This is a genomic window from Dyella dinghuensis (assembly GCF_003977615.1).
In the GTDB taxonomy this organism is placed as follows: Bacteria; Pseudomonadota; Gammaproteobacteria; order Xanthomonadales; family Rhodanobacteraceae; genus Dyella_B; species Dyella_B dinghuensis.
Genome location: NZ_RYZR01000007.1, coordinates 396,335 through 409,645 on the forward strand (window position 1 = coordinate 396,335; position 13,311 = coordinate 409,645).

A 13,311-nucleotide genomic window follows, 5' to 3' on the forward strand; every position below is an offset into this window, starting at 1 on the left:
TGGCGGGCGCGGTCTTGCTTATCGGCGAACCACGCGGAACTGTTGCACGCGGCGGTCGTCGGATTGGGTGACGTGGAATTCGAAGTTGCCGATGGCGATCTGCTCGCCGACTTCCGGCAGGTGACCGAATTCGGAAGTGGCCATGCCGCCGATGGTGTCGAACTCTTCGTCGGAGAACGAGGCACCGATTTCTTCATTGAAGTCGGCGATCGGCGTGAGGGCGTCCACGATCCACTCGCCGTCGGCTTGCGCGTGCATCAGATCGGGCTCTTCCTCGTCGTCATGCTCGTCGTCGATCTCGCCGACGATTTCTTCCAGCACGTCTTCGATGGTGACGAGGCCGGCGACGCCGCCGTATTCGTCTACCACCAGCGCCATGTGATTGCGGCTGCGGCGGAATTCGGCCAGCAGCACGTTCAGGCGCATCGATTCGGGAATCAGCACGGCTGGACGCAAGATCGAACGGATGTCGAAGTCGTGGCCGTTGCCGAAGTACTTCAGCAGATCCTTGGCGAGCAGAATGCCGAGGATGTCGTCCTTGTCTTCGCCGTGCACAGGAAAGCGTGAGTGCCCGGATTCCACCACGGCAGCGAGAATGTCATCGAGCGGGGCGTCGACGTCGATCATGACGATCTGGACGCGAGGCACCATCACGTCATCGACGTTGAGCTCGGTGACTCGCAGCGCGCCTTCCAGCATGGGAAGGGTATCGGCGCTAAGCAGGCCATTGGCCTGGGCGGTGCGCAACTCGTCGATCAGTTCTTCGCGGTTGCGTGGTTCGCCGGAAAACAAATGGCCCAGTCGATCCCACCATTTTCGGTGGGCCGGGCCGCTGGTACTGCCAGGGTCCTCGTTCATTACTCGTGCGGATGCAGCCCGTAGAGGGCGGAAGAGCCAGTTTAGCGGAAAAACCGTGACGGTTCCGGAACACGGTCCGCTCCGGGGCGACCGACCCGCCCCGGATATCCACGCCGCAAGCCGAAATCCTTTATCGAACGGCGCTTACCGACTGCCGCTGCGACATGGCCCCGGCCGCAGTGCCACGACCGTTGGGGGCCTGGACTTCGCGCCAGCCGCCGCCCAAAGCCTTATAGAGGTTGACCTGGTTCACCGCCTGATCCAGCTGCAGGCTGACCAGTTTCTCCTGCGCGGTATAGAGCGAGCGCTGGGCGTCCTGGGTGGCCAGGTAGTCGTCCATGCCGTCTTTGAAGCGCTCCTGGGAGATGGTGTAGACGTGTTGCGACTGGTCCACAAGTTCTTGCTGGGCTTGCAGTTCCGGCACGATGTGGTCGCGCACGGCCAGGTCGTCGGCGACTTCACGGAAGGCTTCCTGGATGGTTCCTTCGTAAGCGGCCACCGCTCCACTGTCGCGGGCCTTGCTGGCGCTGAGTTCGTTTTCATTCTTGCCCCAGTCCAACAGCGGCACGCTGCCGGAGACACCGGTACTCCAGGCGGCGGAGCTGGCGCGGAAGAGGTTGGACAAACCGCCGCTCAAGGTGCCAAGCACCGCGGTCAGCGCGATATTGGGGAAAAACGCGGCGCGTGCGCGCCCAATGTCGGCGTTGGCGGCGCGCAGCCGATCCTCGGCGGCGACGATGTCGGGGCGACGGTCTAGCAGCGAGGACGGTAGGCCAGCCGGTACATCGGTCAACAAGGGCGCTTGCCATGGGCGGGGCGTTGCGTAATCCGGCAGCACGGGCTGGCCGATCAGCACCGCCAGCGCATCCATGTCCTTGGCGATGCGTATCTGCATATCCTGCACATCCACTTGCGCGGCATCGACCTGTGTTTGCGAACGACGCATGTCGAATTCCGACGCGCCACCATCGCGGTAGGCCTTTTGCATCACGTTGGCGTGGCCGTTCTGGTCGGTCTCGGTCTCTTGCGCCAATTGCAGCAACGCGCGGTCGGCGTTGAGCGACAGATAAGCATTGGCGACTTCGCCGATCAGCGCGATGCGTGCAGCTTCGTAATCGGCTTCACTGGCCTGGGCCAACTTGCCCGACTCGTGTGCGATGGCGCGCTCGTGGCCGAAGAAATCCAGCTCATAACTCGTCATGCCCGCCTGCACCTGGTACGTATTGAACGTCGTCGCGCTATTGCGGTTGTTTTCGATCGGACCAAGCAGACCCGCCGAAGGCTCTTGCGTCATGGCGGGCAAGCGTTGGCGTCCTGCGTAGCCTTGCAGATCGATCTCGGGGAACAGGCTGGCGCGCGTTTCGCCATAGTCGGCGCGCGCCTCGGCCATCTTGGCGGCGGCAACGCGTAGATCGCGGTTGTTGGTCAACGCGATTTCGATCAGGCGCTGCAGTACCGGATCCTTGAAGAACGCGTGCCAGTCCATCTCAGCGGCGTCGATAGGTGCTGCTGCCGATGCCGATGTGGTGCCTGCGCCCGACGGATACGTGTTGGGCACAGGCATAGCCGGGCGCTGGTACGTCGGCTCCATCGAGCAACCGGCCAGTGCACAACTGGCAACGGCGGCGGAAAAGAGCAGTGACTTCATAACAGTCTCCGAATCATCGCGAAGGAAAGATGGATACGCCAGCCGTGCGCATCAGCTGCACGAATGCACGCAGCGGATGTGCTTTCACGGCAATGTTGTGTGGCGCCTGGCAGAAGATCAGTTTGATCAGGCGATGCCGTGTCGCTTCATCCGGTTCGAACTGCACGCAAAGGCGGTGCTTGGCCAGGCGCGTGACGCGCGCGGGTACCCAGCCGACTTCCGGCACGGATACATCCAACATTTGACCTACCGCCGGCATCGCCGGCCCACCGCGCAACGCGGCGCCGCCCAGCGAGATATCGATAAATTCGCTATGGCGCACATGATGGCCCTGGCGCCAATGCGTCGCACGCGTGAACGGAAAGCGTTCTTCCTGTCGCGGCCGCGGTAAGTCCACGCAGGCCGCAATCGCGGCCAGGTCCAGCACCAGCGCCATCAGTGTCCACGCAAGATTGAAGATAATGCCGCCACTCATCTGCGCAGTGATCACTGTATTCACCGCCCCCGCGATCAAACACAGCATCAACGCGATGAAGAAGCCGGCGAGTTTCCAGTGCACCACCACCTTGCTGCGATCCAAGCCCTTGGCGGTGACTTTGAACGGACGTCCAAACGGGCGAATGCAGGCGGAAATCATCGTGCGGGTTACTGCATAAGCGGCGACGAGCTGGGTCACTTCGGTGAAGATCGGCAGCGTCTTGCGTTCGGTGATCCACGGACCGTAGAACCAGAATCCGATCAGCGCCGGCATGCCGTAGAACATGAACTGCTCCGGCGTCGTGTAGAACGCGGCGATGCCGAAATACCAGTACAGCACCGGTGCGATCAACATCAGCAGCAGGAACGGTTTGCCGATCCAGTGCAGCATGCCGTGCAGATAGTGCAGGCGGTCGATCAGGTTGTAACCCTCACCACGCAGTGGGCCGTTCTTCAGCAAAGCCACTTGCATCGTGCCAAGGCACCAGCGGCCGCGCTGATTGATGTATTCGATCAAACCCTCGGCGGACAAACCGATCGACAGACGTTCGTTGAGCCAGCGCGTGATATGGCCGTTTTTGCGCAATACGTATGTGGTGTGAATGTCTTCGCACACGCTGTCGGTGGGAAAGCCGCCAGCCGCAGTGATCGCCGCGCGCGACACCACGAACGATGTGCCGACGCAGAACGCGGAATCCCATGCATCACGCGACGGCTGGAAGACATCGAAGAACACGCGCTGCTCGTCGACCCAGCTGTCGGTCGTGCCGAGGTTGTGCTGAATCGGATCGGCGTTGTAGTAGAACTGCGGCGTTTGAACCAGCGCCACTTTCTTTTCACTGAATAGGCCAAGCACGCGGTAGAGAATGTTTTTCTGCGGCGCAAAGTCGGCATCGAGCACCAGGATGTAGGGTGCGTTAGTCACTTGCGCGGACAATCGAAGGCCGTTGTTCATGTTGCCGGCCTTGGCGTGGCGATTGTCCGGGCGGCGAGCGTAGTGCACGCCCATCTTCGCGCAGTAGTCGCGCAACCAGTCGCGGCGCGTGTCGTCGAGCACCCAGACATTGACGTGCGGATAATCGATCGCTTTCGCCGAAACGATGGTTTTTTCGAGAATTTGCAGGTCTTCGTTATAGGTCGCGATAAACACATCGACTGCCGGAACGTTGGTGCCAGCCTCGCGCAATCGCGCTTCGCCAGCATCGGCGTAAGGCCGCGAATCGCGCCTGCGCACCATCACCACGATAGTCGCAAGCGTGTAGACGATGGAGACCATCTCGAAAGCGTAAAACACGTAAGACCACACGCTGGCAAAGCCATGCGTGGGATCAGGCAACGTGTCGGTGCTGCGCCATAGCGCATAGCGCAACAGCAGCGCGCCGGAAAATGCACCGAATATCAAGCGACCCCACATGCGATGCGGATTCGCCAAGCGCGACATGCCGAAGCCGAAAAGCACGGTCAGCCCGATTACCTGCAACAGATTCATCGTGTCGACAGAGGACATCATGGCCGGCGCCCTGCCGAAGTGTCCGCCACACTGGCAATCGGGCGGCCCGTGAAGGGATTCCAACTCTTCGCCGCGATGGCTGCCCATGCAGTCGCGCCCAGGTGAGGCTGGTGGTAGTAGAAGAAATCGGAGTACGTGGATGTGGGGCCGATGGCGAAGTCGGTGCTGATGCGCGGTTGCGGCGTGGCGTAGAGCATGCCGCCGTTGCTGCGTTGTGCGGCGATCAGTTGCCACAAGGTATCGGGCACCGGTTTGTTGCTTGCTTGCATCGCCGTGGCGACCTGCGCGCTGCCCTCCGTCCATATGCCGTCGGGCTGGCGTCGATAGCCGTAACCGTCGCCGCTGCGATGTTGCGTATCGACCCACGTCCACACCTGATTCCATTCAGTCGGGTGCGGATTGAAGGCCAGTAGCGGCCACACTTGTGCATCCAGTCCGGATTTGTCGCGCGAGAGCGTCTTGCCGTCGTCGAGCGTGCCGACGAGGAAACGATGTTGACTGTCGTCCCACATGGCTTTGACGAAACTGGCTGCGATTTTCGCCTGTTGCGCCAGCGCGGCATCGGCGCTCTCGCGGTTGGCCCAGGTCGCCGCCGCATAGACATCGATATTGTGCTCGGTCGCTTTCCAGTGTTGTGCGCGCTGTGCATTGTCGTAACCGAAAAGGCCGCCTTCGTACGCAAACGGTGCGGTGCCATTTACGTGGGTTTGAATCCAGCGAAGTTGCGCGACGGCGGCATCCAGATAGCGGCGATCGTGCGTGGTGTCGTAAACGGTCAACAGCAGCAGCGCGGCCCACGCAACGTTGCCCGTGGCGGTGCCGACTTGATACGGATCCTGACTCCAGTAATTGCCGTGGCTTTGCCAATAGCCCGGTAGTTCGATTTTGTTGCCCTCGATCGCGCCGCTGCGATACGCATTTCGCAGTCGCCCGTCCTTGAACGTGGGATCGTTCGCGGCGGCGAGCACGAAAGCATCGGCGATGCGCTTTGCCTGCGCGGGTTCTCCGCACGCGGTAAGTGCGATGCCGGCGAGTGCGTTGTCGTAGACGAACGCCACGTTCTCCAGTGCGCGAGTCGCGTCATCGCCCCGTTTCAGGCTCGGATAGCTAGGCAGCAACATCGGGCCGCTGCCGGGTATCGCGGTCGCTGCCGAACGCAATGCCGTGCAGGTGTCGCCGGCCAACTGCTGTTGCGCTGTTCCGGATGCGCGAAGCTGGGCCGATGCGATCGTCATCAAGATCAGCCCGATGCTGGTCGCGAGGTGCCATCGCTTGGACATGCCGATCTCTCTTCGTCGGTTGGTCACATCAAGCTCGCTGTCACGCTACGGCCCGGCATACAGGTTGGCGGCGTGGCGTTGCTGCGGTCGTTATCCCACTGTGCAAGCGCGTAGACGGAACCGTCTTCCGCATAAGGGAACGGTGCGCTGAAACCATTCTGCATGGATTCGGTGGCCTTGGGCAGCAACTGCGTGATATGCGCATCATGTGCGCGAGCGCCGTCGTTGACGCGTACGCGCAGCTCCGTGCCGACATTGAGACGGGATGCCATGCGTGCCGGAAAAACCGCGACGACGTCGGTCTTGTTGCAGTCCGTCGCACGCACCAGCGTTGAACCGGCAGTCACCTGTGTCCCGACGGGTGCAACCACTTCCTGCGTGGTTCCGGCCGAAAAGGCTTTGACGACATAATCAGAGAGCGTTTGTACGCGACCCTGCTCATGGTCGATCAGCTGATTGAGATTGGCAAGCTGGGTGCCAAGCGCATCGGCTTGCGCTTCTTCGTCTTTGATACTGTTTTGCAGATCGGCACGTCGTTGTGACAGTTGCGGCAATTGACCGTTGCTATCCTGGCCGGCGGAGACATAGACCCCGCGCTTGGCGGCGTTGATGCCGGCGCCTACGCTGTCTGCGTTCTGATCCATCGCATCGGCTTCACTGCGTGCGGCATCCGCCTCGGCGCGTGCTTCTTCCACGACGGATGCGCTGATCGCACCATCGCGTTCCAGCGCCATGTCTCGTGCGTACTTGGCATCGAGTTCTTCCAGCTTCGCCGATGTGGCGTCCTGTTGTGCCTGGATGGACTCATACGTGCTTTGCAACTGACTGACGCTAGCCTGCTGATATTTTTTGTATTGTCCGTCGGTGTAGTCGAGCATGCGTTGATCCGCTTGCAAACGGCTGCGCAGATCATCCAGGTGGCCTTGTAGTTCCAGCCGCTGGGTGAGCAGTGTGGTCAACGAGTCGCGTGCGACCGTAGTGTTCTTCACGACCGCAATGGATTGTCCCGGTTGGATGGGCTGTCCGTTTTGTGCGTATTGCGCGCTAACCGTGCCGCTGATCGGTGTGGTGATCAAAACGGCAGGGGCGTTGAGAGCGGCACGCGTGGCGCTGGTAGAGACCCATGGTTCAAACAACGTCTTGAGCAACAGCCATGCGATGAAAGCCATCAGTGCATAGCCGGCAAGACGCGGTACGAACGCTAGCGGAGATTTTTTTGGTGAACTTATATCGCGAGCGGGTACAGGTTGAGTTTGGGGTAACGGTTCAGTGGGGAGTAGCTGAGTTTTCAAAACACATCGCCTCTGTTGATGGGCATCGCGCAGACACCTGCACCCGTACGCCGAAGCGGGGCGGAGGAAAGAGCACATCTCACATCGAGATAGCGCAACAGATTTGCTTATGTCCGACTGGCAGAAGAAGGCTTACGTGCCGCGAATCGTCATGACGACGGTTCCTGATTGATGCGCTGCGTCAGTGCCGAACACGTAAAGGAATAGTTGGAACGCCATGAACCGGCGCTGTCTTCAATCGCGTAAGTGCGCCACATCAGTTAGATTTGAGTTCAAAAAATGAATGTGCTTCATTCAATGCACACACGCTGTCGACAATTCTTCGACAGACATATGGCCTGTTACTGGCGCATTGCAGCACGTAGTCGTGCTAAGTAGTTGATAGTCATCCATGGCGGATGACGTGCCACGTTCGCGAGTGATGGAGCTTCGAAAACACCAGCGTGTTCAGTGCGTGACACACGTTGCATGAATCGCGGCATTGTGCCGAACGTTTAAACGTCGCGCTCGACCGCGTAAGGATCGGCGATGCCGAGTCTGGCGAGAATGCGTGTTTCGAGCGCTTCCATCGTTTCGGCTTCCGCATCGTCGATGTGATCGTAACCGAGCAGATGCAAGACGCCATGCACGGTCATGTGCGCCCAGTGGTCGCGTGCACGCTTGCCTTGTTCAGTCGCTTCGCGCGTAACCACCGGTGCGCAGATCGCCAGGTCGCCGATGAGCGGAAGCGTTACGCCTGGCGGCAATTCCACCGGAAACGACAGCACGTTGGTGGCGTAGTCCTTCTCGCGATAATCGCGATTGAGACGTCGGCCCTCGCGCGTGCCGACGATGCGGATCGCCAATTCCGCCGGCTTGCGTCGCTTGGCACCCGCGAGCGCAGCATCGGCCCATCGACGGAAGCTGAGCGACGAGGGTAAGCCCGTGCGTGCCACGCCGTAATTGACGTGGACGATATGCGAAGCCGAAGCGGTTTTCTTACCTGGCGCCATTGCCTTGTTTCCCCGCTGCTTGGTCGGCCTCGGCTGCTTGCTCGAAGGCCTCGTAGGCACGCACGATTTTGGCGACCAGCGGGTGACGCACAACGTCGCGCGACGTGAAGAAGGTGAAGCTGATGCCGTCTACGCCGCGCAACACTTCGATGGCGTGACGCAGTCCCGAACGCACATGGCGGGGCAGGTCGATCTGACTGACGTCACCCGTGATCACCGCCACCGAGCCGAAACCGATGCGCGTGAGGAACATCTTCATCTGCTCGACGGTGGTGTTCTGCGCTTCGTCGAGAATCACGTAGGAATCATTCAGGGTGCGGCCGCGCATGTAGGCGAGCGGTGCGATCTCGATCACGTTGCGTTCGATCAGCTTGGCGACTTTTTCGAAGCCGAGCATTTCGTACAGCGCGTCGTAGAGCGGGCGCAGGTAGGGGTCCACCTTTTGCGACAAGTCGCCGGGCAGAAAGCCGAGTTTTTCGCCCGCTTCCACGGCGGGACGAACGAGCAGCAGACGTTGCACGCGATTGGCTTCGAGTGCTTCGACCGCACTCGCTACGGCAAGATAGGTTTTGCCAGTGCCGGCTGGGCCAACACCGAAGCTGATGTCGTGCGTGTTGATCGCATGCAGATAGCGCGCCTGGTTCGGGCCGCGACCTTTGATCACGCCGCGCTTCACCTTGATGGTGACGTCCTGCGCGCTCTCGGCCGCGTCGTCGGTGATCGCTTCGATGCCCGAATCGGCAAGCTGCAGATTGATTTTCGCGCCGGTCAGCGATTCGTTTTCGGTCGCCGTGTAAAGCGCCTTAAGCACTTTCTCGCCCGCGCGCGCAGCGCCTTCTTCGCCGATCACTTGAAACAGATTGCCGCGGTGATCGATTTCCACACCCAGGCGCAATTCGATCTGACGCAGGTGTTCGTCAAACGGGCCGCACAGATTGGCGAGCCGGGCGTTGTCTTCCGGATCGAGGGCGAAGTCGCGTTGGTTCAAGCCGTTGGTCATGATGTGATGTCGAAGTGCGAGGGTTGATTCGTCGTCCCGACTCTCGCCGGAATGACGGCGTGACCAGTTATCTATCGATGGCTAAAACGATCAAGGTTGTCGCTACGTCGAAATACTCGGGCCGGTAGGGCAGCAACCGGATGCGTGTGTCCGAGCTTGCGGCGTGTGCGCCCATGCGAGATTCACGCCGCCTGGCTGTCCGCGCTGCCGATCCGTCCACGCAGCGAATTGGTCATCGCTTCGGTGATCACCACATCCACGAATTGACCGATCAGCCGGGCAGGGCCGGGGAAGTTCACGTAGCGCATGTTTTCGGTGCGGCCGGTGAGTTCGTTCGGGTTTTTCTTGCTCGGCTTTTCCACCAGCACGCGCTGCACGGTGCCAACCATCGTTTCGTTGATCTGCTTGGCGTTGGCGTTGAGCACGGCTTGCAGTCGCGCAAGACGTTCGTGCTTCACGGCGTCGGCTGTGTCGTCTTCGAGACTCGCCGCCGGGGTGCCGGGGCGCGAGGAGAAGATGAAGGAAAAGCTTTGATCGAAACCGACGTCGTCGATCAGCTTCATTGTCTTCTCGAAGTCGCTGTCCGTTTCACCTGGGAAACCGACGATGAAGTCGGAGGAGATGCAGATATCCGGACGCACGGCGCGCAGCTTGCGGATCTTCTGCTTGAATTCCAGCGCCGTGTAGCCGCGCTTCATCGCGGTGAGAATGCGATCGGAACCTGCCTGCACCGGAAGATGCAGGAAGTTGGCGAGTTTGGGTACGTTCGCATAGGCCTCGATCAGCGAGTCCGAAAACTCCAGCGGATGCGAGGTGGTGAAGCGAATGCGGCCGATGCTGTCGATCTGCGCAATGGCGTGGATCAGCACCGCGAGATCGGCAGTGCCGCCATCGTGCGTGGGGCCACGGTAGGCGTTGACGTTCTGGCCAAGCAGGATCACTTCGCGCACGCCCTGATCGGCGAGCTGCGCGACTTCGACGATCACGTCGTCGAACGGACGGCTGATTTCCTCGCCGCGGGTGTAGGGCACCACGCAGTAGGAGCAATACTTGGAGCAGCCTTCCATGATCGAGACGAAGGCGGTCGGGCCTTCGGCGCGCGGCTCGGGCAGGCGGTCGAACTTTTCGATCTCGGGGAAGCTGATGTCGACCTGCGGCTTGCCGGTGGCGCGTTTGGCCTCGATCAGCTCGGGCAGGCGGTGCAGCGTCTGGGGGCCGAAAACCAGATCCACGTAAGGCGCGCGTTTGATAATCGCCTCGCCTTCCTGCGACGCCACGCAACCGCCCACACCGATCAGGACCTGCTTTTCGCCCTGCTTGTATTCCTTCCAGCGGCCGAGCTGGCTAAAGACCTTCTCCTGCGCCTTTTCACGGATCGAGCAGGTATTGACCAGGATCACGTCCGCTTCGGACTCGTCCTGGGTCAATTCCAGGCCGTGCGATGCCTTCAGCACGTCGGCCATTTTGGCCGAGTCGTACTCGTTCATCTGACAGCCGTGGGTCTTGATGAAAAGCTTGCCGCTCATGGCGTTCGATACCGTGGATTCGGGGGCGCGGAGCGCGGATGCGCCGAACCGCGCAGTTTACTAGCCCCGGCGCCCACCCGCCACTAAGGCCTTCTTGCCGGATCAAGCACTTGCGGCCGCGTTCTGGCGCACGAAATGAGCATTTTGTGCTTGGCGCCGACCCGGTATCGGGGCACACTCCGCCCATGCCCGTAGCCGTACGCCAAGGGGGAGGCGCCGGCCCCCAGGCATGGAGCCTCCCCATGCTCGTGATGACTTTGTTGAAGGTCACGCTGGGCTGTGCGCTGCTTCTGATCCTGTTCCGGCCGACCCCTGCGCATGCTGGCGCGGTTTATCGCTGCACGGGTAGCAACGGCGAGGCGGTGTTCTCGGGTACGAAAGTGGGTTATCACGACTGCAAGCAGTTGATGTCCTACGCGGCTGCGCCATCGCGTCCTTTGGCTTCGCATGCAGTCGCGTCGCAAGGCGCAACGTCGCTAGCATGGGTGACGGGTTGGGCGGATACGACAGCGACGCCGATCGCGCCCATCGTGGCGTCGCTCGATCGCGTCGAAGGGGCGGTGGACACCACGGCACACGCGAAGCCTCAATCACAAAACCCGAATCCGACTGTCTTTACGGGTAAGCCAGGGCAATGGACGTACAGCCAATCGTCCGATGCGCTGCCCGCTTCGCTTGCCTCGAGCAATGCTGCCGACTCATCGGAGAATCGTGTTCTGCGTGGCGCTGTGTATCGCGTCGTGCACCGCGATGGCAGCGTGGAATACACGAACATTGCACCTGCTGGTGCGTTAGCGAAAAACGTCACGCGGCTTTTCAGTTATATCGCCACGTGTATGGCGTGCGACCTGCATTCGCCGATTCATTGGGATACCGTGCATCTCAACACCTCCGATTACGCCAGCATCATTCATCAGGCGAGTCTTGAATCGGGTGTCGATGAAGCATTCATTCGCGCGATCATTCATGCGGAAAGTGCGTTCAATCCGCATGCCATGTCGCTGAAAGGTGCGCAGGGTCTCATGCAGTTGATGCCGCTCACAGCGAATGACATGGGCGTGGCCGATGCGTTCGATCCCGAGCAGAACATTCGCGGCGGCGCACGTTATCTGAGCCTGTTGCTGAAGTACTTCAATGGCGATCGCAGGCTGACTGCCGCTGCGTACAACGCAGGACCGGCCGCCGTGCAGCACTACAACGGCGTACCGCCGTTCGCGGAAACGCAGGTGTATGTCGAACGGGTGGGTGAGCTGCTTCAGCGCTACGACAAAGCGTTGCATCCGCCGTTGCCGGCGAGCATGTAGCGAGGATCAGTTGCTGTCGGCGTTTGCGCTGCTCGATGCCGATGCGACCGTTGGCATCTGCGGTGGACGTTGCGTGACCTTCAGCATCAGATGGAACGGAACGCCGTTGCGCAGTCCGGATAGCGTGACCTGGCTGCCGGGTTTGAGTGCGGCCTCCTGGCGGCTGAGATCTGCTGGATCGCGAATGTCGTTATCGCCGAGCTGCAGCAAGATGTCGCGAGGCTGTAGCCCTGCTGCTGCCGCAGGGCCGCCCGGGATCACCTCGGTAACCTGTGCGCCGCGTGTTGCAGCGGCGGGCAATCCGCTATCGGGGGACACCGGCACGAAGCCGTAATCGGCACCGAGCCATCCGCGAACTACATGCCCGTTGGCGATCAGCTGATGAAGCACGTTGGTTGCGGTATCGACCGGAATGGCAAAGCCGATGCCTTCGGCATTCGCCGCCTTGCCGATCAACAGGGTATTGATGCCGACCAGGTCGCCATTGCTGTTGACGAGCGCGCCGCCGGAGTTGCCCAGATTGATGGCGGCGTCGGTCTGCAGGAATTCCTCCGGACTGCTGTTGTTGAGCTGCCGCCCGATGGCGCTGATGATGCCCATCGTCACCGTCTGGTTGAGGTTGAGCGGATTGCCGATGGCCAGTACCACATCGCCGACGCGAAGCTTCTTCGGGTCCGCCATGTTGATGACGGGAAGGTTCACCGCGTCAGTAACTTTGAGCACCGCCAGATCGGTCTCTTCGTCCGCGCCGACCAGCTTGGCCTTGGCCACGCGGCCGTCATAAAGAAGGATCTGGATGTCGTCGGCGTTGGCGATAACATGGTTGTTGGTCAAGATGTAACCATCGGCACTGACGATCACGCCGGAACCAAGGTTCTGCTCGTGGCGATTGACCGGTGGCCCGGCCGGTGTGCCGCCAAACAGTTGTTGCATCAGCGGGTCGGTAAACATGCGTACCGCCTGCTCGGTAACAACCTTGTTTGCGTAAATGTTGACCACCGAGGGAGCTGCCTTGGCGACCGCATCCGCGTAGGAAAATGGCGCGGCCGTGGACGAAGATGTCTCTGTTGTCGCAGGTGCGCTGATGGCCGTCTCGGCCGCGTTATGCTGCAAGCCGAAGCGCGCGCGCAAGCGGTCGCCGATTCCAGGCCAGAACAAACTGATTACGAAGGCAATAGCCAGCCCAAGCACCACAAATCGGGCAACAAAGGCGACGATGCCGGCGGCATGCTTCATGTCGTAATGCAATCCGTTGAACCGGTTTGTGGAGTGTGGCGGAGCGACGTGACCGCCTGTGCGGTTTTATTGTAGGGTTCAAGACCTGAGGCTACACTAACGCGATTTTTGTAGGTAACGCGATTTTTGCAGGGGCACGATCCTGGGGCGGTCGGCGAAACGCAATCTTTTTCGCCGCGACGGCAGTA

The 13,311-nt window shown here is 60.7% G+C and carries 10 protein-coding genes; 1 reads left to right on the forward strand and 9 read right to left on the reverse strand.

The window, feature by feature from the left end; all coding sequences use genetic code 11:
- Window positions 1–18: 18 nt before the first annotated feature.
- The 8 genes from EKH79_RS15540 to miaB form a co-directional block, all read right to left on the reverse strand.
- Window positions 19–858, reverse strand: a complete 840-nt coding sequence (locus tag EKH79_RS15540; protein WP_126674735.1) for a CorC family transporter — start codon at window positions 856–858, stop codon at window positions 19–21.
- Window positions 859–988: 130 nt separating this feature from the next.
- On the reverse strand, window positions 989–2,506 hold the full coding sequence (locus EKH79_RS15545; protein ID WP_126674736.1) for an efflux transporter outer membrane subunit: 1,518 nt from the start codon (window positions 2,504–2,506) through the stop codon (window positions 989–991).
- Between the two features lie 13 nt (window positions 2,507–2,519).
- Window positions 2,520–4,493: a glycosyltransferase gene (locus EKH79_RS15550; RefSeq protein WP_199754353.1), complete on the reverse strand. Its 1,974-nt coding sequence runs from the start codon at window positions 4,491–4,493 to the stop codon at window positions 2,520–2,522.
- Window positions 4,490–5,773: a hypothetical protein gene (locus EKH79_RS15555; RefSeq protein WP_126674737.1), complete on the reverse strand. Its 1,284-nt coding sequence runs from the start codon at window positions 5,771–5,773 to the stop codon at window positions 4,490–4,492. The genes EKH79_RS15550 and EKH79_RS15555 overlap by 4 nt, the downstream gene beginning before the upstream one ends.
- A 23-nt stretch (window positions 5,774–5,796) precedes the next feature.
- Window positions 5,797–6,942, reverse strand: a complete 1,146-nt coding sequence (locus tag EKH79_RS15560; protein ID WP_126674738.1) for an HlyD family secretion protein — start codon at window positions 6,940–6,942, stop codon at window positions 5,797–5,799.
- 617 nt (window positions 6,943–7,559) lie between these two features.
- Entirely contained in the window at window positions 7,560–8,057 is a 498-nt protein-coding gene (gene ybeY / locus EKH79_RS15565) for an rRNA maturation RNase YbeY (protein WP_126674739.1), read from the reverse strand.
- Window positions 8,044–9,057, reverse strand: a complete 1,014-nt coding sequence (locus EKH79_RS15570) for a PhoH family protein (RefSeq protein ID WP_126674740.1) — start codon at window positions 9,055–9,057, stop codon at window positions 8,044–8,046. Before EKH79_RS15570 ends, ybeY begins: the two co-directional genes overlap by 14 nt.
- A 182-nt stretch (window positions 9,058–9,239) precedes the next feature.
- Window positions 9,240–10,583: a tRNA (N6-isopentenyl adenosine(37)-C2)-methylthiotransferase MiaB gene (miaB, locus tag EKH79_RS15575; RefSeq protein ID WP_126674741.1), complete on the reverse strand. Its 1,344-nt coding sequence runs from the start codon at window positions 10,581–10,583 to the stop codon at window positions 9,240–9,242.
- Window positions 10,584–10,825: 242 nt separating this feature from the next.
- Between miaB and EKH79_RS15580 the strand changes: the two genes are divergently transcribed.
- Entirely contained in the window at window positions 10,826–11,887 is a 1,062-nt protein-coding gene (locus EKH79_RS15580; protein ID WP_126674742.1) for a lytic transglycosylase domain-containing protein, read from the forward strand.
- Between the two features lie 6 nt (window positions 11,888–11,893).
- Here the strand turns inward: EKH79_RS15580 and EKH79_RS15585 are convergent, their stop codons facing one another.
- Window positions 11,894–13,123 (reverse strand): S1C family serine protease, encoded by a 1,230-nt coding sequence (locus EKH79_RS15585; protein ID WP_126674743.1) that lies wholly within the window; start codon window positions 13,121–13,123, stop codon window positions 11,894–11,896.
- Window positions 13,124–13,311 lie beyond the last annotated feature (188 nt).

What these genes read in the sequence shown, in the direction of transcription:
- EKH79_RS15545 (WP_126674736.1), bottom strand. Translation starts at nt 2,506, where the DNA reads ATGAAGTCACTGCTCTTTTCCGCCGCCGTTGCCAGTTGTGCACTGGCC.
- ybeY (WP_126674739.1), bottom strand. Translation starts at nt 8,057, where the DNA reads ATGGCGCCAGGTAAGAAAACCGCTTCGGCTTCGCATATCGTCCACGTC.
- EKH79_RS15580 (WP_126674742.1), top strand. Translation starts at nt 10,826, where the DNA reads ATGCTCGTGATGACTTTGTTGAAGGTCACGCTGGGCTGTGCGCTGCTT.
- EKH79_RS15550 (WP_199754353.1), bottom strand. Translation starts at nt 4,493, where the DNA reads ATGATGTCCTCTGTCGACACGATGAATCTGTTGCAGGTAATCGGGCTG.
- EKH79_RS15555 (WP_126674737.1), bottom strand. Translation starts at nt 5,773, where the DNA reads ATGTCCAAGCGATGGCACCTCGCGACCAGCATCGGGCTGATCTTGATG.
- EKH79_RS15570 (WP_126674740.1), bottom strand. Translation starts at nt 9,057, where the DNA reads ATGACCAACGGCTTGAACCAACGCGACTTCGCCCTCGATCCGGAAGAC.
- EKH79_RS15585 (WP_126674743.1), bottom strand. Translation starts at nt 13,123, where the DNA reads ATGAAGCATGCCGCCGGCATCGTCGCCTTTGTTGCCCGATTTGTGGTG.
- EKH79_RS15540 (WP_126674735.1), bottom strand. Translation starts at nt 858, where the DNA reads ATGAACGAGGACCCTGGCAGTACCAGCGGCCCGGCCCACCGAAAATGG.
- miaB (WP_126674741.1), bottom strand. Translation starts at nt 10,583, where the DNA reads ATGAGCGGCAAGCTTTTCATCAAGACCCACGGCTGTCAGATGAACGAG.
- EKH79_RS15560 (WP_126674738.1), bottom strand. Translation starts at nt 6,942, where the DNA reads ATGGCTTTCATCGCATGGCTGTTGCTCAAGACGTTGTTTGAACCATGG.